Source organism: Allorhizobium undicola ORS 992 = ATCC 700741, assembly GCF_000621665.1.
In the GTDB taxonomy this organism is placed as follows: Bacteria; Pseudomonadota; Alphaproteobacteria; order Rhizobiales; family Rhizobiaceae; genus Allorhizobium; species Allorhizobium undicola.
The window spans coordinates 33,009-59,437 of record NZ_JHXQ01000008.1; the positions used below are offsets into that span (position 1 = coordinate 33,009).

23 protein-coding genes and 1 other RNA gene are annotated in these 26,429 nt (G+C 59.6%); 13 read left to right on the forward strand and 11 right to left on the reverse strand.

Annotation, left to right across the window (positions count from 1 at the left end; all coding sequences use genetic code 11):
• Positions 1–67: 67 nt before the first annotated feature.
• From ffs to T424_RS0110370, 4 genes are all read left to right on the forward strand, one after another.
• Positions 68–164, forward strand: an RNA gene (gene ffs / locus T424_RS22055) — signal recognition particle sRNA small type.
• Positions 165–321: 157 nt separating this feature from the next.
• Entirely contained in the window at positions 322–2,175 is a 1,854-nt protein-coding gene (locus T424_RS0110360; protein ID WP_027487664.1) for a DNA polymerase III subunit gamma/tau, read from the forward strand.
• 31 nt (positions 2,176–2,206) lie between these two features.
• Positions 2,207–2,530, forward strand: a complete 324-nt coding sequence (locus T424_RS0110365) for a YbaB/EbfC family nucleoid-associated protein (RefSeq protein WP_027487665.1) — start codon at positions 2,207–2,209, stop codon at positions 2,528–2,530.
• Positions 2,531–2,706: 176 nt separating this feature from the next.
• Positions 2,707–3,438 (forward strand): helix-turn-helix transcriptional regulator, encoded by a 732-nt coding sequence (locus T424_RS0110370; protein ID WP_027487666.1) that lies wholly within the window; start codon positions 2,707–2,709, stop codon positions 3,436–3,438.
• 265 nt (positions 3,439–3,703) lie between these two features.
• Here T424_RS0110370 and iolB read toward each other — a convergent pair whose 3' ends face one another.
• From iolB to infC, 8 genes are all read right to left on the reverse strand, one after another.
• Complete coding sequence (iolB, locus tag T424_RS0110375; RefSeq protein WP_027487667.1) at positions 3,704–4,513, reverse strand: 5-deoxy-glucuronate isomerase; 810 nt, start codon at positions 4,511–4,513, stop codon at positions 3,704–3,706.
• Complete coding sequence (locus T424_RS0110380; protein ID WP_027487668.1) at positions 4,510–4,728, reverse strand: hypothetical protein; 219 nt, start codon at positions 4,726–4,728, stop codon at positions 4,510–4,512. Before T424_RS0110380 ends, iolB begins: the two co-directional genes overlap by 4 nt.
• Positions 4,729–4,951: 223 nt before the next feature.
• A complete protein-coding gene (gene iolE, locus T424_RS0110385) occupies positions 4,952–5,854 on the reverse strand; it encodes a myo-inosose-2 dehydratase (RefSeq protein ID WP_027487669.1) in 903 nt (300 codons plus the stop codon).
• 1 nt (position 5,855) lies between these two features.
• Entirely contained in the window at positions 5,856–7,679 is a 1,824-nt protein-coding gene (gene iolD / locus T424_RS0110390; RefSeq protein WP_027487670.1) for a 3D-(3,5/4)-trihydroxycyclohexane-1,2-dione acylhydrolase (decyclizing), read from the reverse strand.
• Positions 7,680–7,850: 171 nt separating this feature from the next.
• Positions 7,851–9,773 (reverse strand): bifunctional 5-dehydro-2-deoxygluconokinase/5-dehydro-2-deoxyphosphogluconate aldolase, encoded by a 1,923-nt coding sequence (locus T424_RS0110395; RefSeq protein WP_027487671.1) that lies wholly within the window; start codon positions 9,771–9,773, stop codon positions 7,851–7,853.
• A gap of 205 nt (positions 9,774–9,978) precedes the next feature.
• The gene (locus T424_RS0110400; RefSeq protein ID WP_027487672.1) at positions 9,979–10,797 is read right to left on the reverse strand and encodes a MurR/RpiR family transcriptional regulator; all 819 of its coding nucleotides are present in this window, start codon (positions 10,795–10,797) and stop codon (positions 9,979–9,981) included.
• A gap of 403 nt (positions 10,798–11,200) precedes the next feature.
• Complete coding sequence (locus tag T424_RS22860; protein ID WP_154664872.1) at positions 11,201–11,680, reverse strand: hypothetical protein; 480 nt, start codon at positions 11,678–11,680, stop codon at positions 11,201–11,203.
• A gap of 503 nt (positions 11,681–12,183) precedes the next feature.
• The gene (infC, locus tag T424_RS0110410) at positions 12,184–12,720 is read right to left on the reverse strand and encodes a translation initiation factor IF-3 (RefSeq protein ID WP_027487674.1); all 537 of its coding nucleotides are present in this window, start codon (positions 12,718–12,720) and stop codon (positions 12,184–12,186) included.
• A gap of 268 nt (positions 12,721–12,988) precedes the next feature.
• On the opposite strand from infC, the gene T424_RS0110415 reads away from it, so the two are divergent.
• The gene (locus T424_RS0110415) at positions 12,989–13,795 is read left to right on the forward strand and encodes an alpha/beta hydrolase (protein ID WP_084268471.1); all 807 of its coding nucleotides are present in this window, start codon (positions 12,989–12,991) and stop codon (positions 13,793–13,795) included.
• A 221-nt stretch (positions 13,796–14,016) separates the two neighbouring features.
• Here T424_RS0110415 and T424_RS20735 read toward each other — a convergent pair whose 3' ends face one another.
• The 3 genes from T424_RS20735 to T424_RS0110435 all read right to left on the reverse strand — a co-directional run bounded on the left by T424_RS20735 (position 14,017) and on the right by T424_RS0110435 (position 17,443).
• Positions 14,017–15,324 carry an O-antigen ligase family protein gene (locus T424_RS20735; RefSeq protein WP_084268472.1) on the reverse strand — a complete coding sequence of 436 codons (1,308 nt, stop codon included), beginning with the start codon at positions 15,322–15,324 and terminating at the stop codon, positions 14,017–14,019.
• A gap of 7 nt (positions 15,325–15,331) precedes the next feature.
• On the reverse strand, positions 15,332–16,612 hold the full coding sequence (locus T424_RS0110425) for a polysaccharide biosynthesis/export family protein (protein ID WP_154664873.1): 1,281 nt from the start codon (positions 16,610–16,612) through the stop codon (positions 15,332–15,334).
• 153 nt (positions 16,613–16,765) lie between these two features.
• The gene (locus T424_RS0110435; RefSeq protein WP_027487678.1) at positions 16,766–17,443 is read right to left on the reverse strand and encodes a sugar transferase; all 678 of its coding nucleotides are present in this window, start codon (positions 17,441–17,443) and stop codon (positions 16,766–16,768) included.
• Between the two features lie 746 nt (positions 17,444–18,189).
• Between T424_RS0110435 and T424_RS0110440 the strand changes: the two genes are divergently transcribed.
• The 8 genes from T424_RS0110440 (at position 18,190) to T424_RS0110475 (ending at position 26,225) form a co-directional block, all read left to right on the forward strand.
• Positions 18,190–18,513 carry an exopolysaccharide production repressor protein gene (locus T424_RS0110440; RefSeq protein WP_245269514.1) on the forward strand — a complete coding sequence of 108 codons (324 nt, stop codon included), beginning with the start codon at positions 18,190–18,192 and terminating at the stop codon, positions 18,511–18,513.
• A gap of 201 nt (positions 18,514–18,714) precedes the next feature.
• Positions 18,715–19,773 carry a glycosyltransferase family 2 protein gene (locus T424_RS0110445; protein WP_051558917.1) on the forward strand — a complete coding sequence of 353 codons (1,059 nt, stop codon included), beginning with the start codon at positions 18,715–18,717 and terminating at the stop codon, positions 19,771–19,773.
• A gap of 402 nt (positions 19,774–20,175) precedes the next feature.
• Positions 20,176–20,985 carry an endo-1,3-1,4-beta-glycanase ExoK gene (gene exoK, locus T424_RS0110450; protein WP_037067391.1) on the forward strand — a complete coding sequence of 270 codons (810 nt, stop codon included), beginning with the start codon at positions 20,176–20,178 and terminating at the stop codon, positions 20,983–20,985.
• Between the two features lie 107 nt (positions 20,986–21,092).
• Positions 21,093–22,316: a glycosyltransferase gene (locus T424_RS20740; protein WP_051558918.1), complete on the forward strand. Its 1,224-nt coding sequence runs from the start codon at positions 21,093–21,095 to the stop codon at positions 22,314–22,316.
• The gene (locus tag T424_RS0110460; protein WP_037067415.1) at positions 22,309–23,331 is read left to right on the forward strand and encodes a glycosyltransferase family 2 protein; all 1,023 of its coding nucleotides are present in this window, start codon (positions 22,309–22,311) and stop codon (positions 23,329–23,331) included. Before T424_RS20740 ends, T424_RS0110460 begins: the two co-directional genes overlap by 8 nt.
• Positions 23,328–24,257, forward strand: a complete 930-nt coding sequence (locus tag T424_RS0110465; protein WP_051558919.1) for a glycosyltransferase — start codon at positions 23,328–23,330, stop codon at positions 24,255–24,257. Before T424_RS0110460 ends, T424_RS0110465 begins: the two co-directional genes overlap by 4 nt.
• Positions 24,254–25,315 carry a glycosyltransferase family 2 protein gene (locus T424_RS20745; RefSeq protein ID WP_084268473.1) on the forward strand — a complete coding sequence of 354 codons (1,062 nt, stop codon included), beginning with the start codon at positions 24,254–24,256 and terminating at the stop codon, positions 25,313–25,315. The genes T424_RS0110465 and T424_RS20745 overlap by 4 nt, the downstream gene beginning before the upstream one ends.
• A 4-nt stretch (positions 25,316–25,319) precedes the next feature.
• The gene (locus tag T424_RS0110475; protein ID WP_027487684.1) at positions 25,320–26,225 is read left to right on the forward strand and encodes a UTP--glucose-1-phosphate uridylyltransferase; all 906 of its coding nucleotides are present in this window, start codon (positions 25,320–25,322) and stop codon (positions 26,223–26,225) included.
• Positions 26,226–26,429 lie beyond the last annotated feature (204 nt).

The window sequence follows — 26,429 nt, forward strand, 5'->3', positions numbered from 1 at the left end:
TTGCACGAGAGCAGTTTTTTCAAGCCGTGGCTTGCATTTGCCCGGAAGATTGACGATATGAGCGGTGGGAGGTTGGTGGTGGACGAGCCACTCGCCAACCGGGTCAGGTCCGGAAGGAAGCAGCCCTAACGAGCCCGGCTTGGGTCATCGTTCCAGCCTCCCACCTCTCTCCCTACTGCATAATTCCTTAAATCGGAATCGATTTAAGGTGAAAATTATGCAGCATATTTAAAGTGTTACAGCGTCCTTTGTGCGGTTGATAAAACGCACGGCGCTGTATTGCGAGAGCCATTTTCAAACCACGGGGACGCTGGCAGCGCGATGAGCGAATTGGAGCCAACAGCAAAGGCCGACGCCGCCCCCGGTGGATACCGGGTTCTGGCGCGAAAATACCGCCCCCGCGATTTTACCGATCTGATGGTTGGCCAGGAGCCGATGGTCCGCACGCTGACCAACGCCTTTGAGACCGGACGCATTGCCCAGGCCTATATGCTGACGGGTGTGCGCGGGGTGGGCAAGACCACCACGGCCCGCATTCTGGCGCGCGCGCTCAATTACAAGACCGCTGAAATCGACCGCCCGACCATCGACCTGAAAATTCCGGGCGAACATTGTCAGGCGATCATGGAAGGCCGCCATGTCGATGTGATCGAGATGGACGCGGCCTCCCATACCGGCATCGACGATATTCGCGAGATTATCGAACAGGTGCGCTACCGCCCGGTCTCGGCGCGTTACAAGGTCTATATCATCGACGAAGTTCACATGCTTTCCACGGCGGCTTTCAACGGTCTGCTGAAGACGTTGGAAGAGCCGCCGGAACACGTGAAATTCATCTTCGCCACCACCGAAATCCGCAAGGTTCCGATCACGGTTCTGTCGCGCTGCCAGCGCTTCGACCTGCGCCGCATCAGTGCGGGCGACCTTGTGGGCCTGTTTTCCACGATCCTGTCCAAGGAAGGCATCGAGGCCGAGGCTGAAGCCCTGTCGATGATTGCGCGAGCCGCGGAAGGCTCGGCCCGCGATGGCCTGTCGCTGCTCGATCAGGCGATTGCCCATGGCGGTGGCCGGGTGGAGGGCGATGCCGTGCGGGCCATGCTTGGCCTTGCCGATCGCGCCCGTATCGTCGATCTCTTCGGCCATGTGGTAAAGGGCGATGTTGCGGCAGCGCTTGGCGAATTTGCCAGCCAGTACGAGGCAGGCGCCAACCCGACCGTGGTGCTGACCGATCTTGCCGATTTCACCCATCTCGTCACACGGCTCAAATATGTGCCGAACGGCGCGAACGATCCTTCGCTGAGCGAAGTGGAGCGCCTGCGTGGGGGCGAATATGCCGAAAGCGTGGCGGTTACGACGCTGTCGCGGATCTGGCAGATGCTGCTCAAGGGCATTCCGGAGGTGGAAAATGCTTCCCGGCCCATGGGGGCTGCGGAAATGGTGTTGATTCGCCTTGCACATGCGGCCCATCTGCCATCACCGGAAGATGCCGCAAGGCGGCTTCTGGAGATGAGCCGCGATGGCGGTGGTCAGGGCGCGCCCGCGCCGCGTGGTGGACCATCGGGTGGCGCCTCCATGGCCTATGCAACGCAGGCCGTGGCGCGGGCCGATACCGTGCTGCGCCCGCAGGGCCAGCCGCAGGCGAGCGCCCATTTGCAGGCTGTGCCCAGCTCTCCGGAGGCGCAAAGGCTTGCAAGGCCGGAAACCGAGGTCCAGCCTCAGCCGAAGGTCGCGGTCAAATCGCTGGAAGACATTTCCGATCTCTGCACCAAAAATCGTGATCCGCGTCTGAAGGCCTTGCTGCGCGCCTATGTGCGGCTGGTCAATATCGAGGCCGGGCGGCTGGAAATCAATCTCCCGCCAGAGGCGCCCAAGGCCATTGTCGGTGATTTGCAGCGGCGGCTGGAAGAATGGACCGAAATCCGCTGGATGGTCATTCTCAGCCGCGAACCCGGCGGCCCCACGCTTTCCGAGCAGGAAAAGACCGATCATGAGGCCCGCATGACCGATGCGGCAGCCGATCCCGATGTCATGGCCATCATGGCGCGTTTCCCCGGCGCAAAAATCATGGATGTGCGTATCCGTGCCGCGCAGCAGGAGGAAGAGGAACTGGCGCCGCCAGCGGTCGCCGAATCTGCCGAAGGCGACATTCTGCCCGGCGACGACATCGAGTTCTGATCCCACCTATTTCAATGAACAGGAGAAAAACATGCGCGACATCATGGGCATGATGGGCAAGGTCAAGGAAATGCAGGCCAAGATGGAGAAAATGCAGGAAGAGATTGCTGCATTGGAAGTCGAGGGCAAATCCGGCGGGGGCCTCGTCACTGTCGTCATGACCGGCAAGGGCGAATTGAAGAGCGTCAAGATCGATCCTGCGCTTTTCAAGGATGACGATGTGGAAATCCTCGAAGACCTGCTGGTGGCGGCTCACAAGGATGCCAAGGACAAGGTCGAGGCCGTCGCTGCCGAAAAGACCAAGGCCATGACCGCGGGCCTGCCGATTCCCCCCGGTTTCAAGCTGCCGTTCTGAGCGGGGTGAGATATGCGCCGGACCTCGTGTCCGGCGTTACGCCAATGAGGAAGTGATTGTATGAATTTCTCCTAAAGGTAGAAATTTTTTCATTCACGCAGAAATTCCTTCACAAACGTTTCTTAACGTCGCTTCTTATGGCAACGATGTATAGGCATCGTTGCGAGGAGTGCGCCATGAACTCGTTATCGACATCTCGCTCAGCCATGTCGGCAGCTTTGTCAGCAATCGCAAACGCGGCTGACGTGGCGGCTGCGCTGCCGTTGATCAAGACTTTCTATCCGGTGGATCATGTGACCTATCATATGGCCTTCGGTTTTTCCCGGACCGTCGATGCGCCTTTCGTGCGCAGCACCTATCCGGCAGAATGGCTTGGCCGCTATCTGCTCTGCGATTATATTCAGAAAGATCAGGTCGTTCAGCACGGTATGGTCGCGACCGAGCCGTTTTTCTGGGCCGATCTGGCGCTGACGCCGGACTTCATCCGCATCGTGCAGGAGGCGGAGATGTATGGCGTTGGCGGGCTTGGCTTTTCCATTCCCGCCTGGGATGGCGCCGGACGGCGCGGGCTTGTCTCCATCACCACGCGCAATGCCATCCATGAGGTAAAGTCCTGCTTCGAGCGTTACGGTTCGGGCTGGCAGCAAATGGCGACCTTGCTGCATGAAAAGGCCCTGGCGGAAGTTTATGGCGATAGCGACCCTGCCCGGTCCATGACGGCGCGAGAGCTGGAATGTCTCTATCTGGTGGCCCAGGGCAAGGACCACCGTGATATTGCCGAAACGCTGCTGATAACCCCGCACACGGCCCGCAGCTATATGAAATCCGCCCGCCGCAAGCTTGCCTGCAACACCATGGCTCAGGCCGTAGCCAAAGCTTTGCGCTATAATTTGATAGCGCGAGCATAACCTGGGCGGGAAGACAAAGCAGCTTTTGCTGCGCGGTTGCAGGATTTCCCGCAGTGAGCGGGATCATCCCCTTTCCGGAAACGCATTGGCGGCGGATGTTGCCATCCACCGCCATCGAAAATCTTCAGAAAACGCAAAAGCGTCCCGGAGTTAATGCATGTCGCGCAAAAGTGTACAGCGGTTTTGCGATAACGACATGCGACAAAACAATGACTTAAAGCGTCAAGAGCGAATCTGGAAGATCGCGACACGCTTTAAGACTGCTTTACGGATTGTCGCGCTTGAAAATCCAGTCATGGTCGGGATGGTTCTTGAAGCGCCACTTGCGCATCGGGCCGGCCATGACGTTGAGGTAATACATTTCATAGCCGTAGGGTGCGCCGCAGGGGTGGTGGCCCTTGGGAACCAGCACGACATCGCCATCCGATACGGCCATGCTCTCATCCAGCGATCCGTCTTCGGTGAAAACCCGCTGGAAGCCGAAACCCTGCGCGGGGTTGAGCCGGTGATAATAGGTTTCTTCCAGATAGGTCATGTCGGGGAAATTGTCCTCGTCATGCCGATGTGGCGGGTAGGAAGACCAGTTGCCCTGCGGCGTGAACACTTCCGTGACGAGCAGGCTGTCTGCCACGTCGCGCTCTTCCATGGCAATCGGGAAGATGTAGCGGGTATTGGCGCCCTTGCCGCGCTCGACCAGCGAAAGGCCGGTGGGGCCGATGACCTGCGCCTCGCGGCCCGGCTTGCCCGGAGCGGTGCAGATGGCAAGCGTCACATCGGTGGTGGCAATGGCGGACCAATCGCTGCCAGCGGGGACGTATACGCAATGCGGCGGCTTCTTTTCGAAGACGTTCATGCGGTCACCCAGTTCGCCAAAGCTCTTGCCGCTTGCGGAAATTTCCGCCTTGCCCTCGACGAGAACCAGGATCACCTCCGTCTCACCGGTCTGTTCGGCGGCCTTTTCGCCTGCCTTCAGCTTGTAAAGGCCAAAGCCGACATAGCCCCATTCCGCACTTGCCGGGGTGATGTCATGCACCTTGCCATGGCTGGCAACCGGCTTTCGCAGCAGTTTGCTCATTGTGTCTCTCCCTTGTCCGTATTCTTCGGGGGCGTTTTGTAAAACACCCAGAAAAGCTGCAAGCCGGCATAAAAGGCGAGCGCGAAGGAAATGATCGCCCAGCCGGCCTCGCCGCTGTAAAGCTCGACCCCGGTCCAGACCAGCGGCACCAGAACCGTGAGAACACGGACCCAAAGCGGCTTGAAGAAGGGGTGATGCGGGTCGAGAAATGTCATGGGCCTGCCTGTGTTGGGGAAGAAGCGCGGGCTTCTCGCGTAAAAGTTTTCGGCCCGAGCTGCTCTCACGGCAAGCGCCTCGGCCGATTCGCACATGCCATGAGGCACTCATGAAGCGCTCGGCGCATGTTTTACCGAAAAACCACGGGCATAGGAAGCGGGCAGGGCAGTTCTGCCCGCTTCTCGTGCAATCTATCCCTCAGGCATGAGGGAAGGATAGGGCTCAGGCCGACTTGTCGAGACCGGCTGCCTTGGCCATCGCCTTCAGCGAAGCAAGGCCCAGGCTCTGGTAGTCATAGGGCTTGCGCACGTCCGGGTCCTGCTCGGCTTCGATGACCAGCCAGCCTTCATAGCCGTGCTCGGCGGCGATTTTCAGCACCGGCGGGAAGTTAACGCCGCCTTCGCTGTCGCCGGGAACGGTGAATACGCCACGGCGCACGCCTTCGAGGAAGGAAAGGCGCTCGTCACGAACCTGCTTTGCAATGATCGGACGAACGTTCTTGCAATGGATATGGCCGACGCGGTCCATGTATTTCTGCGCCACGCGCTCGGGATTGCCGCCGCCAAAGAAGCAATGGCCGGTATCCAGCAGCAGCTTGGTGTGCGGGCCGGTATTGGCCATGAACTTGTCGATTTCCTCTTCGCTTTCGACGATCGTGCCCATGTGGTGATGGTATACGAGCGTGATGCCCTGGTCGGCAGCGAATTTGGCAAGTTCTTCGACGCCTGCGCCGAACCTGGCCCACTCGTCCTCGGAAAGCACCGGACGGTCGTTCAGGGCCTTGGAATTGTCGCCATGAATGCAGTTCGAGGTTTCGCAGGTGATGATGACCTTGCTGCCCATGGCCTTCAGCAGGTCGAGGAAGGGCTGCATGGCCGCCTTTTCCTGCTCGATGGTGTTGGTCAGCACGTTCAGCGAATGCCAGCCGGAGACGAATTTCAGGCCGCGCGGCTCCAGAACGCCCTTCAGGCCGTTCGGCTCGCTGGGCATTTTGTGACCCTTCTCGATGCCGTCGAAACCGATCTGCGAGGTTTCGTCAAGGCATTGCTCGAGCGTGATATGGGCGCCCAGCGTGAGGTCGTCGTCATTGGACCAGGCGATAGGGTTGGTTCCGTAGAGGATCATCTTACTGTCTTTCCTTGCGGTTTGCCTCGTATTGAACACGGGCGTCCTTGACTTCCTGACGTACCGAAACTTCCGGCACGACGACATCCCACCAGAAGCCGCCTTCTTCCATGGCCGGATAGGGGTCGGTGTCGATGACGATGACTGTGGTTCTGGTCGATTCGCGGGCGGCTGCCAGCGCCTCTTCCAGCTCGGCAATGTTTGCAACCTTGCGGGAATCGGCACCCATTGCCGCCGTATGGGCAACGAAGTCGATTTCCGGCGGGACCACATGGGTCGTATGGGCATACATATTGTTGAACTCTGCGCCACCGGCGCCCATTTGCAGGCGGTTGATGCAGCCATAGCCACGGTTGTCGGTGATGACGAGGGTGATCTTGTGGTTCAGCGCCACGGCCGTCACAAGCTCGGAGTTCATCATCATGTAGGAACCGTCGCCCACCATGACGATCACGTCGCGATGCGGCTCGGCCATCTTGATGCCAAGGCCACCGGCAACTTCGTAGCCCATGCAGGAGAAGCCGTATTCCATGTGGTAGGAAAGCGGCAGATTGGACTTCCACAGCTGGTGCAGTTCGCCCGGCATGGTGCCGGCGGCGCACATGACCACGGTGTTGTCGCGGGACTGACGCTGCACGGCGCCGATGACCTGCATGTCGGTCGGCAGGTTGTTGGCATCGGCGGGAGCGGCCGTCGCCGCATCGGCAATGGCGAACCAGTCCGACTTCAGCTTGGCATCCGGGGTCGGGAAGCGCAGGTCGCCCAGCCCTTCGGACAGCATTTCCAGGCCGATCTTTGCATCGCAAACCAGCGGCAACGCCTCATGCTTGGTGCTGTCATAGGGCTGGATGTTGAGCGACATCAGCTTGCGGCCGGGATTCTTGAAGAGTGCCCAGGAGCCGGTGGTGAAATCCTGGAAGCGCGTACCCACACCAATGACGAGATCGGTCTTTTCGCAAAGCGCATTGGCGCAGGCCGTGCCGGTCACGCCGACGGCGCCAAAATTCATCGGCGCATCCCAGGGCAGGGCGGATTTGCCTGCCTGCGATTCGACGACGGGGATCTGATGTTTTTCGGCAAAGGCACGCAGCGTGTCGCAGGCACCCGCGAAATGCACGCCGCCGCCTGCAACGATCACAGGGTTCTTGGCGGCCTTGATGGCGGCGATGGCGCGGGCCAGTTCTTCCTCGTCGGGACGCGGACGGCGGGTATACCACACCTTCGGCTCGAAGAAGCTTTCCGGATAATCATAGGCTTCGGCCTGCGTGTCCTGGCAGAAAGCCAGCGTGACCGGGCCGCAATCAGCCGGATCCGTCATGGTGCGGAAGGCGCGCGGCAGGGCGGTCAGCAGATGTTCGGGCCGGGAAATCCGGTCGAAATAGCGGCTGACGGGCCGGAAGCAGTCATTGACGGTCATGATGCCGTCGTTGAAATCCTCGATCTGCTGGAGAACGGGATCGGGACCGCGATTGGCGAAGACGTCGCCGGGAATGAACAGCACCGGCAGGCGGTTGACATGCGCCAGCGCGGCAGCCGTCACCATGTTGGCCGCACCCGGCCCGATGGAGGAGGTGACGGCCATGGCACGGCGGCGGCCGAGCTGCTTGGCATAGGCAATCGCGGCATGAGCCATGGACTGCTCGTTCTGTCCGCGCCAGGTCGTGACGATGTCACGGTTGCTGTGCAGGGCCTCACCGATGCCTGCCACGTTGCCATGTCCGAAAATGGCCCAGACGCCGGAAATGAAGGGCACGCCCTCCGGGGTAAGCTGATTGGCGAGATAACGCATCATCGCCTGCGCGGCGGTCAAACGCACCGTCTTCATGTTTCTCTCCCTTTGGGCGGCTCGCGTGAGCCTCCCACCTCATGTTTCTCTACCGGCTGCCTGTTGAACATTTCCGCGCCTCACTGAACACACGGAAATGCTCTCGCTCTCAGTTTTTCCGCAATTCCGGACGCAAAACCGGATTGCGCTTTCGTGCAACTGCCTTTGCTCTCAGGCGCTTTTCAGTTCCTGCGCGCCGCCGCGTGCCCGATCCCAGACCTGGCACAGGTCCGTGTAACGGCGCATCATGTCGGCCACGGCGTCCTCGTCGCTGAGCTTGCCAGCCAGCCATTGGCGTGCGGCGTCACCGAAGATGGTGCGGCCAACCGCAAAGCCCTTGACCAGATCGAAGCTGGCGGCCGTCTTGAAGCTTTCCTCCAGTTCGGCGGCCGGTGCATCGAGGCCCAGAACCACAATACCACGTGTATAAGGATCGTTGCGGGATATGGTGTCGCAGGCATTGGCCCAGGCCGCGCGCGTCTTCATCGGCTCCAGCTTCCACCAGTCGGGGTAAACGCCGATGTCGTAGAAGCGCTGGATGATGACCGCAGCCGTGTCGTCATTGGTCGGGCCGACCTTGGACGGAATGATTTCCAGCAGCATTTCCAGACGGTTGCGGCGGGAGGCGGCAAAAAGGCGCTTTACCGTTTCTTCCTGCTCGGCCTTCATTTCCGGCGTGTCGTCGGGGTGATAGAAGCACAGCACCTTCACCACGTTTTCCAGCGGCCATTCGGAAAGACCGCCGTAATCGATGCCAAGCTCAGGCTCGAGCGTCAGCGGGCGGGAACCGGGCCACTCGACCGGACGGCCGATCCACAGGCCCGTCGCGGAGGCCTGATAGAGGGCTTCGCGGCCAAGGCGGCTGTCGCAGAGAATGCCGTAGCCTTCGCGGCCTGCCGAAACATTCAGCGCGGCCTTGAGGCAAAGCTTCTTGAAGGCGCCGATCCGGTCATGGGAAACGCCTGCCTCATCGCACATGGCTTCGAGCTGCATCCGGTGATCGAAGGCGAAAACCCGCATCTGCGGCCATTCGCGATCGCGATTGGTAGACCAGTGCACCTGTTCCAGCGCTTCATCCTTGCGCAGCGCCTTGTTGCGGATGCCGGTCTTGTAGAAATATTGCAGCTCTTCCAGGCTCGGATAGGCCGGGGTGCAGCCGTGGCGGGACACCGCGAAGGCGCCGCAGGCATTGGCGTATTTCAAAGCCGTCGGCCAGTCTTCGCCGGTCAGCCAGCCCTTGAGCAGGCCGGACATGAAGCCATCGCCAGCGCCGAGAACATTGAAGACCTCGATGGGGAAGCCCGGTCCGGTCTGACCTTCGTCCAGGCTTTCGCCGATCTCACCTTCGAAAACGACCGCGCCCATGGCGCCGCGCTTGCAAACCAGCGTTGCCTTGGAAACCTTGCGCACCGCCTTTAGCGCTTCCACCGTATTGGTGGAGCCGCCAGCGATGTGGAATTCCTCTTCCGTACCGACGATCAGGTCGAACCAATGCAGGGTCGATTGCAGCTTGGCGGTCACGGCGGCCGACTCGATGAAGCGGCTTTCGCCGTCGCCATGTCCGGCAAGGCCCCAGAGATTGGGGCGGTAGTCGATGTCGAGGGCCGTCTTTGCGCCGCTCTCGCGGGCAAGCTTCAGCGCCTTCAAAACGGCTGCTTCCGTATTGGGATGCGACAAATGCGTGCCGGTGACACAGATCGAGCGGGACTCGGCGATGAAGGCCGGGTCGATGTCGTCCTCGCACAGCGCCATGTCGGCGCAGTTTTCGCGATAGAAAATCAGCGGAAATTGTTCTTCGTCGCGGATGCCGAGCAAAACCAGCGCCGTCAGGCGCTTTGGATCCGTCTTGACGCCGCGCACGTCCACGCCCTCGCGCGCAAGCTGCTCGCGGATGAAGCGTCCCATGTGTTCATCGCCCACGCGGGTAATCAGGGCCGATTTCAGCCCGAGACGGGCCGTGCCTGCCGCGATATTGGTGGGCGAACCACCGATATATTTGTTGAAGGAGGCCATATCCTCCAGTCGTCCGCCAACCTGCGCACCGTAAAGGTCCACGGAAGACCGGCCGATCGTGATCAGATCGAGTTTAGACACCTGTTTCCTCCCCACCAATTGCCAGGGCGGTTTTCCATCGCCCCGTTGTTATGCTGCTTCCCTTGAAAGCCGCCGCGGTGGCGTTACGGCTTCCTTACTCCTGATAACCGAATGGTCCCGAGGCCCAGCGGCCAAAAGACTGAATGGAATGTCTCGGATGAAAATGGACTTTATATTCTATTTTTCCGCATTTCAATCCAAATATTCAATCTTCCTGCCGCGCCGTGCCGACGGCCACCGAAAGCGCTATGGCCAGACAGAGCGTGGCTGAAAGCGAGCGAAAAGCCCCGAAATCAACCTCCTGCACGGTCAGCGTCACGGTGTCGCGCTTGCGCAACGGACTGATGACGGTATCCGTGATGGCCACCACGGGGATTCCACGGGTTTCCGCATATTCCACCAGTTCGACCGTTTCGGAGGAATAGGGGGCAAAGGTTATGGCCAAAAGCGCATCGCCTTCGCGCAGGGCGTGGTGGCTCTCCAGCTTGCCGACGGCTGCGTGCAGCATGGCCGGCACCTGCATCTTTTCCAGTGCATAGGCCATGTAGCTGGCAACCGGCAGCGAACGGCGCAGACCCATGATGTGGATGAGCCGCGCCTTGGCCAGAACGCGCACGGCTTGATCCAGCGTTACCGGGTCTATGCCTTGCAGCAGGGTTTCCAGCGAAACGCGGCCAGCCTCTACGAATTCGGCCAGAAGGGCTGACGGGCTGCCGGCATCGCTCTCCCTGAGATGATGAAGGCGGGTGGTGTAATCCGGCCAGCCGCCCACGAAAGAATCGCGAAAAAGGCGCTGCATTTCCGAAAATCCCGAAAAGCCGAGGATCTGGCAGAAACGCATGAAGGCGGATGGCTGCACGCCCGCACCCTCCGCCATTTCGGCAACCGTCGATACGGCGATCCGGTCCCGGTTGGCCGCGACATAATCGGCGCATTGCTTCAATCGTTTCGGAAGGCGGTCGGTGACATCCGCCAGCCGGTCTTCAAAGGCCTTGATGGTGTCAGGTGCCTGGCTTGTCTGCATATGAAGCTAATGTCCTTGAGCTGCGACCCCGAAGGCGTGTTGGCGAGCGCCACGTCGTCTTCATTGCGGCGCCCTTCGGGGCATGGTCCGCCATCACCGCAAATTCATTCTAGCAAAATGGAATGTATATTCCAAACAGAATGTCAGCCGGCATTCTGGCGGTGAAGCGAGGCCATGCTTTGCAATGGATGACGGGCCGCAGAACGCGCTATTCGGGCGGGAGCGAGAAAGGCAAGGTTTGTGCGGCAGGCTACTGCATAATCCCTTAAATCGGAATCGATTTAAGGTGAAAATTATGCAGCAGATTTAAAGTGTTACAGCGCCGTGCGTTTGATAAAACGCACGGCGCTGTAAAGCTACTCTTCGGCATATGGCTCCGGCTGGGGCAATCATAAGCTGGAAATCAGGGAAAGGCCTCGCCGGTTCGGGCATTGGCTCTGACGGAGCGTATGTGGCCGGATGTATCCTTGATCGTCATCACATAAACGTCGTTGTTGCCAAGCGTTTGCAGGTTAACGTCAATAATCATCGTGTCTTCGGGAAGGCGGAGTTTGCGCATCACCGAGCTGAGAGGCTGATATTCGCCACTTCTAACCCGTTCAAGGGCTTTTTCATGAATATCGTCGTCGTCATCATCCGGGTGGTTGCCGAACAGCGGTGCCGGGCCGCCATTGCCTGCCGACGGATCGGGCCTGTCGCTGCCGCCGCCGCCGGGGCCGTTGGGACCGTTGGGGCCTGCCGGGCCGCCGCCGCCAACCGGGCCGCCGCCCCTCATGCCCGGCGCAAGATCGCGGGCCTGGAGAGGGCCGGAGGCAACGGTCATGACGCAGAAAACCGCCAGAAGGGCGGGTGCAAGAAGCCGTACCGGGAACGAATCAGTCAATCGCATTGCTGGACGATAGAACATGCTGCCGATTCCCGAAATCGCCGGTGACGCCTCAATCGCCCGAAACCCCACAGAATCCATCAGACCGGGCCATGCCGAAGGGTGTGTGTCCCCATAACGAAACTCCGCCGATGCGGTGGCAGTCGGCGGAGTTTCACTCAGGCAATCATAACCTGATGTCCAACCCAGGGGCATAGGGTCGGTATCAGGACAGGGAACGTTGTGGGGACGTGGGTGCCTGTCCTGTGAGAAGACTTATGGGCCATGCGCCCTGACGGCAAGCTGACAAGGCCGTCAGCATTTCGTCAGATTGGCGTCAATGCATTGATTCACAAGAAAAAAGGGAGCGTTTGCTCCCTTTTTCGTCTCTTGGAATCGCTGGTTTCGGGTGATGCATTCACGCCTGGCTGCGTTACTGGCCTGTGCGGGTAGGGGGAGCTATGGCGCATCGGGCCTGGCCGTCTGCCGCAAGCTTCACCGGTCCGCCGGGCGCAAGGCCGTCACTTCGGCGCCAGCACCATCATCATCTGGCGGCCTTCGAGCTTGGGCTCGGCTTCCACCTTGGCGATGCTGAGCGTGTCTTCCTTGACCTGCAACAAGAGCTTCATGCCCAGTTCCTGGTGGGCCATCTCGCGGCCCCGGAATTTCAGCGTGACCTTTACCTTGTCGCCTTCCTCGAAGAAACGGTTCATGGCCTTCATCTTCACCTCATAGTCGTGGGTGTCGATGTTCGGGCGCATCTTTATTTCTTTGACTTCGACGATCTTCTGCTTCTTGCGCGCTTCAGCCGCCTTTTTCTGGTTGGCGTATTTCAGCTTGCCAAGATCCAGGATCTTGCAGACGGGCGGTTCTGCATTCGGCGAGATCTCCACGAGATCCAGCCCTGCCTCTTCTGCCATGCGAAGGGCCTGATCGGTCTGCAAGACGCCGAGATTCTGGCCTTCTTCGTTGATCAACTGGACGCGGGGAACGCGAATTTCCCGGTTGGCGCGCGGCCCATCCTTGACGGGGGCATCGGCTTTGAACGGTCTGCGAATGGTCGTATTCTCCTCAGTCGTTTCAGACTTTGTGTGAAAAATCAGCGGGCATCGAACGGACCCGAATAGCCCAGGAGGCCTGCGGCGAATGCGCAAGCCTGCATTTCTGGTCCACTCTACTCCAACAGGCTCTTACCGGGAAGCGGTTAAATTCCTGTCTGGCCCTTTCATTGCGGCGCGCACTCTAGCATGTAGTATTGAGAAAATCACCAGCCGTTGCGCCCTTGCAATTCCGTTTTATGGCGCGCTGGCTGTTTTTGGAGGCGTTATGACAGAAGAGACACAGGTGTCTGACAGGATGCTGCGCCCTTTGCGCGTTACGGTGGGCCATTCGGGGTTCGAGCGCGACATTGCAGCGCTTTACAGAGCGCCTCGTAATGAGGCTTTGCCGGCATTCGTCTGGCTTGGTGGCTACCGTTCCGACATGAGTGGAACCAAGGCGCTGGAAATGGACCGCGTTGCGGACGAGACGGGCGCCGCCGCCATCCGGTTCGATTATTCCGGCCACGGCCAGTCTGGCGGTGCCTTCACGGATGGCACCATTTCCCGCTGGCTGGAAGAGGCGCTGGCGGTGATCGATCATTTCGGCCCCCGGCGGGTTGTGCTCGTGGGGTCTTCCATGGGGGGATGGATCGCCTTGCGTGCGCTTCAGGAGCTTTCCAGACGGCAGAATCCGGTGGATGTCGCGGGGCTCGTTCTGATTGCTCCCGCGCCGGATTTCACCAGCGCGCTGATAGAGCCGCATCTGGGCGAGAAGGAGAGGCGTGATCTCGAAGAGAAGGGCTTTTTCGAGGAGATGTCCGACTATAGTCCGCAGCCCAATATCTTCACGCGCGCACTCATCGAGGATGGCCGCCTCAATCGCGTGCTGAACGGCATGATCGAGACCGGGTGCCCCGTGCATATCCTGCAAGGCATGGCGGACCCGGATGTGCCCTACCAGCACGCGCTGACGCTGATGGAGCACTTGCCTGCCGACGATGTGGTGTTGACGCTGATCCGCGACGGCGATCACCGCCTGTCCCGCGCGGAAGACCTGGCCCGCCTTGAGGCGGCGCTGCGCGGTATGCTTTGAATACAGCATCGGACCGAAAAGTGGCCTCCGGTTTTCGGTTAATCCGATGCGTGGAAAAAGCATCGGACCGAAAAGTGGCCTCCGGTTTTCGGTTAATCCGATGCGTGGAAAAAGCATCGGACCGAAAAGTGGCCTCCGGTTTTCGGTTAATCCGATGCGTGGAAAAAGCATCGGACCGAAAAGTGGTCCCCGGCTTTCCGGTTTTTATGGTGTTGGGGCCGTCAACCCGTGCTGCTGCCCCTGATGGCGACAGGAGATGCGGTGTCGGCGTGGTCTGAGGCATCATCGTTTCGCGGGCTGCGCCGCCTTTTTGAGACGCTGCGGCGCAAGGCCATGCGTCCTACGACGAAATACAGGAGGAAAGAGCCGACCTGATAGGGATTGAGCGTATCGATTTCCACGAAGGAGCGGATCAGCAGCATCAGCGTCAGCCCGAAAAGTGTCGCAGCTTCCGGATCGCGGGCATTGGTCAGCATCTGCCGTAGCGTGCTGATCAGGGCGTTCAGCATCAGGAGGCAGAGCAGCAGAAGGCCTGTCAAACCCAACTCGACGGTTGTCTCAATATAGGTATTGTGGAAATGGAAGCCGGTGCGGGTGGCGATGTAGAATTCGAACCAAAGCCGTTCCGCCTCGGCAAATCCCTGCACCCAATAGGCCTGATAGCCGGTCCCGAGAAGGGGATTGAGCTTGATGGCTTCGATTCCCTGACCCCAGAGATAGGTTCGGCCTGTCAGCGTGGTGTCCTTGCCGAAAGCGCCGAGAATGAGCGCGAAGCCGCCCCCATAGATGAAGGCGAGAACGGCTACCGTGCCGAAAATGGCGCCTGCGGTGAACAGCACGGTTCTATGGCGCGGCGTGAGCCAGGAAACCGCCTTCATGATGAGGGACGCCATGATGATCACGATCACGGTCAGCACCGACGTCGCGGATTGCGAGGCAATCAGACAATATCCCGCAATGGCGGAAATCACGGCATAACAAGACAGGAGCAGCGGATTGCGCTCTGCCTGGATCACGACGGCAGCGAAAGCGAAATAAAAGCTGAGCGAGGCATAGAAACCCAGCTGGTTTTTCGATTCGAAGGCGCCCACGAAGCTGAAGGAACCGTCCAGCGCATCGGACTGGTAGCGCCCGAAGGCAAGCGAATAAAGCAGCACCAGCCCGGTACCGAAAATCGTGCCGCGTGTGAAGCTGCGCAACCCTACCACCCGCACCGCAACGAGCGCACAGAAAATGTGGCTGAGATATTGCAAGGAGGCGCGCAGCGACGTGCCGGGCGCTGCCGACCAGAAGGTCGATAGAAAAGCGAGCACGGCAAAGGCGTAGATCCAGAGAAATCGCCGGTAATCTCCCAGCGCCTTGCGATAATTCACCAGAACCGGCAGGAACCAAAGCCCGTAATAGGCAAGAATACTGACCTGGCCGAAAATAGAGGAATAGGCGAAGACGAACAGGGAGAGCCCTGTCGCCACCATGGCATAGGGTTCGTTTCGGTTGCTATCGAGAATGATCGCCTTGGGAATGCGCATCACAGCCTCAGCGCATGGCGGGCTGGTCGAGCTTCACCGTGACCTTGATGACATCTCCCGGCAGGACGCGGGCGTTTTCCTCGGCGGGCATTTCCACCGGCTTGCCGTCCTTTTCGCGCACGATGGAATAGACCACGTTGGACTGATCGCCATTTCCCTTGGCCGCCGCGCTTTCGGTGGATTGCAGCAATGCTTCCGCCATCAGGCTGCGGCTGGTGGAAAGTTTCAGGGCAATTTCGTCCAGTTCGGCTTCGGTGGATTGCAGATCCTGGGCAAGCTGCGCATCCCAGTCGCTGCGGGTTGTCGTTTCGTCCTGGGTTGCCTGGTTCAGATCCTGCTTGGCCTTCAGGCTGGACGTATCGATGTCGAGAAGCCGGGTTTCAAGATCGGAAACCTGCTGCTCGACGGCCAGCCGCCGTGAGCTGAGGGCAAGGCCCTGTTCGCTCAGATTGTTGACCTTTTCCCGATCTTCCTGCACGAGGCCAAGCTGGCGATTTTGCGTTTCCGCCTTTTTGGCGAGCGCATCGATCTCGTTTTTCAGCAGGGTCTTCAGGTCGGATAGCGATGACAATTGCACCCGCAGCTTCGTGCCGCGTGAGTTCATCAGCGCCTGTTCGGACTCGACGATCGATTTCAGGTCGGGAATGTTTTTCAACTCGTCAGGCACTTCGAGGCTGGCCTTGCCCTGCATTTCGGAGAGAATGCGGGCGCGCTTCACGAGGAGGCGGTTTCGATCCGCCACGAGGACGGCGCCGTCACCCTGGGCCTGAAGAAAATCCCGCGCGAAACGCTGGCCCGCATCGATGCGCCGCAATCCGCCGGCAACACTAACGGCCTTCAGCACGGTCATGCCGGGCGCGAAGGGAAACTGTCCAGGATTCTGGACCGAGCCGGTCATGAAGACGGGACGGTATTCGGAAATTTCGACCGAGGCTGACGGGCGGTCTCTCAGGCCGAACAATTGCTGAAGCCGCTTGCCGATGTCTTCGGAAACCTCGGCAGTGGTGCGGCCGGAGGCGGGAAGTTCGCCGAGGAATGGCAGGGACACGGTTCCTGATGTGCCGATGGCGTAATCACCGCTGATGGCAACCCAGTCACGCACGGTGCCTTCGGCGGTTTGCCATTCAGCCACGCGCACCTTCAGCTTGTCCATGACGCCGAGATGGTATTCGTCGGCCTGGGCGCCAGCTGGCCATTGCAGCCCCATGACGACCAGAAGCGCTGCCGGCAAGAGGCGGCTGCGGGCGGTGGACATGGAGGGTTTAAAGGCGTTACGGTCAGCCTTCATGGCTACTCCTGTCATGATACTCGAAAAGGCCGCAACGGGCCTTCAGGCACAATATCTTCGCAAGACGGACAAATGCGTTCTGCGGGGCGTCCCGCGGCGCTTCCGGTGGGAAAAGCGCCGCCTGCCAGAAGGGATCCGTCAATCGACCATTGCTCAATAGCTGCCGCGAGACAAGCACACAGCCGGAACGGTCTTGATGATGATCAGCATATCCTGAAACAGCGACCATGTCTTCACATACTGCGTGTCCATGGCGATGCGGGTATCGTAGGATACGTCGTTGCGGCCACTGACCTGCCAGAGGCCGGTGAGGCCGGGGCGGGTCTGGAGATAGTAATGTGCGGCGGCGTCATACATTTCCAGCTCGTCTTCCACGACGGGGCGCGGGCCGACAATGCTCATCTCGCCGCGCAGAATGTTGAAGAGCTGGGGAAGTTCGTCAAGGCTGAGCTTGCGCAGAACCGAGCCGACAACGGTGACGCGCGGATCGTTCTGGAGCTTGCGCGTGGCGCGCCATTCCTCATAGGCTTCCGGATTGTTGCGGAGATGTTCCTGCAAGACCTTGTCGCCATTGGGCACCATGGTGCGGAACTTCAGGCAGCGAAACTGCTGGCCGTTATGGCCCACCCGGCGATGGCCGTAGAAAACGGAACCGCCATCGGTAAACTTCACCAGCGCTGCGATCAGCAGGAAGAGGGGGCTGAACAGGAGCAGCGCAACGGAGGCAATGAAAATGTCGAGGCTTCTCTTCGAGATGCCGCCGACCGGCTGTGCGTCAGCCGAAATCGATGTGAACAACGGCGTGCTCGCCGATCTGGTCGCGGACTTCATAGAGGTGACTCCATTTACGTGGGCGATTGCTCGGGTCCGGAGCGGACACCTGCTTTGTTGCGCATAGTGTGTGGTGAGATTGCGTCCTTAGCAAGTCACCCTGCGCAAAACCTTCCGTCGATTGGAATGATAGCGTTTTTGAGATATGTTTTATCGTTAATATATCCTAAGTATATATTCCGGTTAACGCGAAAGCGATTCCCTCCATATTTGGGTATATTTGTGTAGAGGTTGCGAACCTTCCCAAGTCAGGAATCTTTTCTATTCGAGATTTAGAGCTGCACAACATAGCTAACACAGAAATGCCCCAATTTGGCAAAATATCCGTAAAACTCTGGAAGCCTTAGACAGGGGATATTGCATCGCAACATTATACTGCACTGCATATGTGTTTATTAATATGTGCTGATATTGTAACAATTCGTGATCGGATTAACTAAAATCCTCAGCGTTCCGGTAAGGCAAAAGTGAGACTTCGAGCCATTTTCGGCGCCGAATTAAATCGATTTCATTCGAGAAAGCCAGAAGTCCGCCGGGAATCGGCCTGGGGTCTCAAGCAATGGAATTGCTTAGGAATTTCTTAATTCGCCAGAGAAAATCCCGCCTATTGGCGTAACGGAGCCGAAAGTCTTACCCGTTATAAGACAGGTCACGGCAGCGGCGCGCAGATCGTCCCGCGGTAAAGATTGAAAGCTCGGGCATTGCACCATATATTGGTTGCAGCCTCTGGGGAGAAGGCGACGGACATGCTCGATACAATCGTCATCCGGGAGGAGGCTGATATGATGAAGGCGCCTAAAGTCTTTTTCAGTATGTGTGGGGTGTTGATACTATTCGCAACCTGTATCTACTGTCTGACCGGGTCTGTAGGATCGACGGTGGTCCAGACGATTTTGTGTGCGGTCATTCTTCAGCTTGGTTATTTTTGCGCAGTTGTCCTGCTGGTCGCGAAAGAAGCGAGGGAACGTGCCGCTCAGTCCGCCGGTCAGCGGCGGGAAGATGCCCGCAGCGAAAGCCTCGGCGTCACCGCTTTGCCGAAGCATTCGCAGGGTGCGCTTCGCAATCATTGATCTTCTGCCCTTTCCTAATGAAAGGTTTTCAGACACACTCCGGGCCTGAGCGGCGAGTGGGATGCGTTCCTGCTCGCTTATGTGTGCGTGGTGATCCGTAACTTTTGGCGTTGCTTTTGGTTCGCCCTCTGAAGGTTGCGCCCTCTCCACGCATGAAAGCTGGCGGTCACTCTGGCCGCTCGTTGCAGCACGGAGACCGTGATGTCCGATTTTTCCAACGCCAATCAATCGACGGCCATTAACGCCTCGGCCATTAACTCCAAGGTATGTGTCATCATTGCCGCCAAGAATGCTTCGGCCACCATCGGGCGCGCCGTTCGCTCGGCGCTGGCCGAGCCCGAAACGGCCGAAGTGGTCGTGGTGGATGACGGTTCGACGGACGGAACAGGAGCGGAAGCGCTGGCGGCCGACGATGGCAGCGGACGATTGCAGATCTTGCGCTTCGATGTGAATCAAGGGCCCGCAGCCGCCCGCAATCACGCCATTGAGGCATCGACGGCGCCACTTCTTGCCATTCTCGATGCCGATGATTTTTTCCTGCCGGGGCGCTTTTCACAGATGTTGGCCGAAGATGGATGGGACTTCATCGCCGACAATATCGTTTTCGTGAAAGAGCAGAATATCGGCGAAGTGCATTCGGGCGTGGGCCGCTTCCGCCGCGATGCACGAATGCTGGAACTTGCGGCCTTTATCGAAGGCAATATTTCCCGGCGGGGTGCTGAGCGCGGTGAAATCGGCTTTCTGAAGCCTGTCATGCGGCGCGATTTCCTGCTCCGTCACGGGTTGCGATACCATGAAGCCCTGCGCCTTGGTGAGGATTACGACCTCTATGTTCGTGCGCTGGTGGCAGGTGCTCGCTACAAGATCATTCACAGCTGCGGTTACGGTGCCGTCGTGCGGCATGATTCGCTCAGCGGTCAGCACAGGACGGAAGACCTTCGGCGGCTTTACGAGGCCGATCAGGCGATCCTGCGATCCGGTGGATTGGACGAGCGGCAGACGGCGCTGCTGCAACAGCATGAGCAGCATATCCGCGGGCGCTATGAATTGCGCCATTTTCTCGATCTCAAGAACAATAGCGGGCCTTTCTCCGCCCTTTTCTATGCACTTGGCAAGCCGCAAGCCCTTCCGGCCATTGTCGGCGGCATTCTGCGCGACAAACAGGAGGCGCTAATGGGGCAAAAGCGCCAGGCGGCTACGGCGCCTGCCAATGCTTTGCGCTTTCTTTTGCCAGCCAGGGCCGAGGGCGACCAGGCCTGAGGCTGGTTGCGACGCCGATCATGGCCGGTTGTCAACGGCCGGGCGGCAGCCCAAAAATGGCAGAGTGTGAGATGGGAGCCGCATGGAATGCGGCTTATGGCCCGAGCAAAAGGCAAGGGTCCACGGAAAATCATCTCATGGTTAAAACAACCCATAGGGATTTTGCAATGAATATAACCGATTGAAAAGGTTCAAATTCCTTGGAATGTTCGGGAGCTGTGGGGCGTGCGGTCGCGCAGCGTCCGGGCAAATAGGCAAACAAAACGTAAATTTTTTTGCTGCACTGCCATATTTTTCGAGGCACATTCCCATAAGGTGAAGGTAAGAAACGGAACATATGCGGCGGCTGAGAGCTTTGCCGTGCTCCGTATCCGACGCTGCAAAAGTCCAGGGAGACAGACGATGAAATCATTGCAGATCGCCATCCCCCTTGTTGCTGCCGGTCTTGTCGTGGCCAGCCTTTCCTTTGTCTCCGCTGCCATCGCGCAGGAGGCAAAGCCGCCACGCGAAGGAGAAACCGGCGGCTCTTTCGTCGATAATTTCGATGGGCTGGACCTCAAACGCTGGTATATTTCGGATGGCTGGAGCAATGGCGACCATCAGAACTGCATTTGGTCCAAGCGAAACCTGAAGGCTTCCAATGGCGAATTGGAGATGGTGTTCGATCAACGGCTGATCAAGGACCGCGAATATGCGTGCGCGGAGCTGCAAACCCGCAAAACCTTCGGATACGGCACCTATGAGGCGCGGGTGCAATCTGCCCAGGGATCCGGCTTGAATTCAGCCTTTTTCACCTTCATCGGTCCGCGGGACAAAAAGCCCCATGACGAGATCGACTTTGAAGTGCTTGGCAAGAATCTCAACGAAGTCCAGGTCAATCAATATGTTTCCGCCAAGGGCGGCAACGAAAAGATGGCCGATGTGCCGGGCGGAGCCCAGACGAAATTCAATGACTATGCCTTTGTATGGCAAAAGGACAGGCTGCGCTTTTACGTAAACGGCGCACTGGTGAATGACGTGACGGACCCGGCAAAACTGCCGCAAAACCCGCAGAAGATTTTTTTCAGTCTCTGGGGCACGGAAAAGCTGAACGACTGGATGGGCCGCTTTCACTATGACGGCCCGCAAACCATGCGGGTGGATCGCGTTGCTTTCACGGCGGAGGGCGACAAGTGCCAGTTTCCGGAATCGGTAGCCTGTAAATTGAACTGAGCGCTGGCCTGGCCCCCACCGGAACAAGGGACGTTCCCGCCATAGGGATGAGAGACCCGGAACAAGGGACGTTCCGGCCACGGGGATAAGTAAGAGAGAGGGAATTCATGAGCCTTCGTGTGCTTTATCTGGCGCATGATCTTGCCGATCCGGCCATCCGCCGGCGCGTTCTGATGCTTGTGGCCGGGGGAGCGGAGGTGATGCTCGCCGGTTTCAGGCGTGACAGTAACGATCTGGCGGCGGTTGAAGGCGTCATGCCGATCGAGCTGGGCACGACTGCCGATGGACGCTTCGCACAACGGATCGCTGCCGTGGTCAAGGCCGTGGCGGGCGCTGGCAGAACCCTCGGTCTCCTGCCGCGTCCAGATGTGATTCTCGCCCGCAATCTGGAAATGCTTGCCGTGGCGCGGCGGGCCTCGGCGCTTTTTGGCCCGCCCGTGCCCATTGTCTATGAGTGTCTCGACATCCACCGGCTGCTTCTCAAGCAGAATGCGGCAGGGCGTATGCTTCGCGGCCTGGAAGGCTGGCTGGCGCGGGATGCGCGTTTGCTGATGACCAGTTCGCCTGCTTTCGTCGAGCATTACTTCAAGCCCCTCTCCTCGGTCGATCTTCCTGTCATGCTGATGGAAAACAAGGTTCTCGACCTGTCCGACAGACAGGTTGCGCCGCCGCCGCAACGGCGTCCGGCGCCGGACGAACCCTGGCGGATCGGCTGGTTCGGCGCCTTGCGCTGCGCCAAATCGCTGGAGCTTCTGGCGGCCTTTTCCCGCGCCATGCAGGGTCGGGTACAGGTGGATTTGCGTGGCCGTCCCTCCTATGCGGTGCTGCCGGATTTCGATGCCCGCATTGCTGCCGAACCCTACATGCACTTTCACGGGGCTTACAAAAATCCCGAGGATCTGGAGAGGATCTACGGGCAGGCGCATTTTGCCTGGGCTATCGATTTTTACGAGGAAGGCCAGAATTCGAGCTGGCTCCTGCCAAACCGCCTGTATGAAAGCTGCCGCCATGGCGCGGTGCCCATTGCCTTTGCCGGCACGCAGACAGCCCGGACCTTGGGTGGCAAGGGACTGGGCTTTGCGCTGGAACGTGCCGATCCGGATGCGCTGGTGCAGCTTTTCGATGCCATGACCGGCCCGGCCTATGACGCAGCCCTTGCGGCGCTTGCGGCTGCAAAGCCGGAGGATTTCACGGCTGGCCGGCGCGATTGCGAGGCGCTGGTTCAGCGATTGCGTAATCTGGCCCAGGGCCTGCCCACGCCTGCGGCAGGCCTGCAAGGCAGCATGACCCCTTACCGCTCCTCACTTGAAGTGGATGCCCAAGATGGCTGAAAACCTGAAATCCGTGCGCTGCCTGATCGTCATTCCCTGCCTCAACGAGGAAAAGCACATCGAGGGCGTTATTGCCAATCTGTCCCGCGCGCTCGAAGACCTCGACGCGGAAATCGTGGTTGCCGATGGCGGCAGCACCGATGCCACCAAGGACATCATGGCGCGCATTCTGCTGGACAATTCCCGCGTCAAGCTGCTGGACAATCCCAAGCGCATCCAGAGTGCGGCGGTCAATCTGGCGGTAGCGCGCTTTGGCGGCGATTACGATTATATGATCCGCATTGATGCGCATGGCACCTATCCAGAGGATTATTGCCAGGCCCTGGTGGCGGAAGCCCTGCGGACCGGCGCAGACTCCGTGGTGGTTGGAATGCAGACGGTCGGCTTCGGCATGTTCCAGAAGGCCACCGCGCTCGCCCAGAACTCCAAGCTCGGCAATGGCGGCTCCAAGCACCGGACCGGTGCCGAAAGCCATTGGACCGATCACGGCCACCACGCGCTCATGCGTATTTCCGCCTTCCGGGCGGTGGGCGGCTATGACGAGGCCTTTCGCCACAACGAGGATGCCGAATTCGATTATCGTCTGCACCTCTCCGGGTTTCGCGTGTGGATGACGGCCGATACCAGCATGATCTATTATCCCCGCTCCAGTGCGGGTCCGCTGTTCCGGCAATATTACGGCTATGGCCGGGGCCGTGCCCAGAATTTCCTCAAGCATCGCTCACGTCCAAGCCTGCGCCAGTTGATACCGCTCTCCGTTGCGCCGGTTGCCGTGCTGGCTCTGCTTGCCGCCATTCACTGGCTGGCGGTGGTGCCGCTTCTGATCTGGATGGCCGCCTGCCTTGGCTACGGTGCATGGATGACGGTGCGCCAGGGCGAGTCTCTCGGTCTTCTGGCGGCCATTTCAGCCATGATCATGCATTTTGCGTGGTCGGCAGGCTTCTGGCGGGAGGTTCTGGGCGGCAACCGCCGTCGGACGCTTCCGCTTGGCCCCGGTCAGGAGGTGGCATCGTGACCTCTGCCCCGCTGAGGATCGACATTGGGATTTGCACCTTTCGCCGTCCGGCGCTGGAGGCAACGCTTCTGTCGTTGACCGGCGTGGATGCGCCCGAGGGCGTATCGTTGCGAATCATCGTGGCGGATAATGACGAAACCCCCACCGCCGCGGCGCTGGTGGATCGGCTTCGGCCACGCCTTGCCTGCGGCTTGCGCTATGTTCATTGCCCGGCGGGCAATATCTCCATTGCCCGCAATGCGGTTCTCGATGCCAGCGATGCCGATTATCTCGCCTTTATCGATGACGATGAAATTGCAACGCAGACCTGGCTGAGCGAACTTTTCGCCGTGGCGCGAAAGACCGACGCGGACGCCGTTCTGGGGCCGGTTCGCGCCACCTATGGCGATGCCGCTCCCGGCTGGATGCAGCAAGGCGACTTTCATTCAACTTTTCCGGTGTTCGTGCGCGGTGAAATCATCACCGGCTATACGTGTAACGTCTTGCTCGACCTGAAATCCTCGCGCCTGATCGGCCGCCGCTTCAATCTGGCGCTCGGCAAGACGGGTGGGGAGGATACGGAGTTCTTCACCCACATCCACCGGCAGGGCGGGATGATTGCCTATGCCGAAAATGCCTGGCTGGAGGAGCCGGTCACGCCGCAGCGCGCCAGCTTTGCCTGGCTTGCCAAGCGCCGCTATCGCATGGGCCAGACCCATGGGCGGCTTTTGGCCGAGGGCAGGGGAATGGCGGGCAGGTTCGGCGCATTTTTTCTTGCGCTTGCCAAGGCTGGCGTCTGTTTTGCGGGGGCGGCTGCTGGCGCCTTTGCTCCAATCCGGCGCAACCGCTTCGTCCTGCGCGGCCTGCTGCATGTGGGAGCCATGTCGGGCCTTCTCGGCTTTCGTGAGATCGATCAATATGGCACGCTGGGAGCCGCCGCGTCATGATCGATGTTTCCGTCATCATCGCCGCCTATAACGCCGAGGACACGATTGCTGAAACGCTTGAAAGCGTGCTGGCCTCGCGCAATGTCAGTCTTGAAGTCATCGTTGCAGACGATTGCTCGCAGGACCGGACACGCGAAATCGTGGCGGCAAACCCCGATCAGCGCGTGAGGCTCGTTGCTCTTGCGTCAAATCGCGGTCCCGGTGGCGCCCGCAATGCGGCAATCGCTGCGGCAAGCGGCAAATGGCTGGCCATGGTGGATGCCGATGACACCATAAGCCCCGACCGCCTTTTCCGGATGATTGCCCGCGGGGAAGCGGTCGCTGCCGAAATCGTCGTCGATAATCTCGAAGTGCTGGAGCCGGAGCAGCCAAGGCGGGTGATGTTCGACCGCGCCATGCTTCACGCCATGCCGGAGCTTGATCTGGCAGGCTTTATCGCCTCCAACGTGCTTTTTGCCTCCCGGCACAATTTTGGCTATCTCAAGCCGGTTTTTTCCCGCAGCTTCCTGCTGGAAAAGGGATTGAGCTTCGATGAAAAGCTGAAGATCGGCGAGGACTACCTGCTGCTCGCCCGCGCATTGGCCGAAGGCGGAAAATGCGCGGTGGAGCCGGAGCCGGGCTATGTCTACCTCATCCGTCAGGGCTCTATTTCACGGGTGCTGCAAGGCCACCATGTCGAGGCCATGCTGGAGGCCGATCGCGGCTTTATCGCGCGTTATCGCCTGTCTGGTGCGGCAGAAAGGGCGCAGCGCCGCCGTACCGCAAGCCTCAAGGAAGCGCTTGCCTTCATTGCGCTCATCGACGCGCTGAAGGCGCGCTCGCCTTCGGGCGCATTGCGGGCGGCTTTGTCCCGGCCTGCGGCCCTTCGCCACCTGAAAATGCCGATTGCGGCGCGCCTGCAAAGGCTTGCCGCCCGCCTGCGCCGGAGGAAAAAGTTCCCGGACCTTCCGGTGGTTGCATCCGGGTCAGGCTCAGCCGGAGAAGCCCGCTCGCCGGGTTTTTCTGCGGGCCTGCAAGACGTGAAAAGTTCAGAGGCCAATTTTCATCGAGAAGGATAATGACATGGATCTTCGCAAGCCCGTCAGGAAAGCCGTTATTCCCGTTGCAGGCAACGGCACCCGCTTCCTGCCCGCCACAAAGGCCATGCCCAAGGAAATGCTGACCGTCGTGGATCGCCCCGTGGTGCAATATGCGGTGGATGAAGCCCGTCAGGCGGGTATCGAGCATATCGTCTTCGTCACCAGCCGGAACAAGCATTCCATCGAAGACCATTTCGACGACACGCCGGAACTGCTGGCCTCGCTGGAACGGGCTGGCAAGACTCGGATGGCCGACGAATTGCGGGAGCTTCTGCCGCCGGCCGGTTCCGTGAGCTTCACGCGCCAGCAGGCACCGTTGGGCCTTGGCCATGCGGTGTGGTGCGCCCGCGACCTCATTGGCGATGAGCCCTTCGCCCTCCTCTTGCCGGACATGCTGTGCTACGGCGCGCGCGGTTGTGTTGCCGGGTTGATTGATCTCTATACGGCAGCAGGCGGCAATGTTCTGGGTGTCGAGCAATGTGAGCCGGAAGAGGTTTCGAGCTACGGCATCGTGGCGCGGGGCGAAAATGTCGCGCACGGCTTTGCCGTGACCGGCATGGTGGAAAAGCCCAAGCCCGCCGAGGCGCCTTCCAATTTCTACCTCAATGGCCGTTACATCCTCCAGCCGGAGATTTTCGACATTCTCGCCACCCAGCCGCGCGGCGCGGGCAACGAGATCCAGCTGACGGATGCCATGCTGACCCTTTCGGGCCGCCAGCCCTTCCATGCCCATCCTTATGAGGGCCGCACCTTCGATTGCGGCTCCAAGCTCGGCTTCATCGAGGCCAATGTGGCTTTTGCGCTGGTCCGTGCCGATCTGGGAGAGGCTGTCTACGCTTCCGTCGCGGACCTGATCCGCAAGCACGATACGGCAAGCCGGGCTGCCTGAGCCAGAGGATCGCAAGGCCCGGTATCGGGCCTTGCTGCCGTTCCTTCCTCCCTGAAATGTGGGTGGCGGGAAGGCGGGCTTGATTATAGACTTTTTCATTTGCTGCCGCGTTTTGATGGGGCCGCAATCTCACCACGGACCCCGATGTCGCCGCTCATGCCGGCTTTATCGAGGGTATCCGTAGAAACAGGACGAGGCGTATGG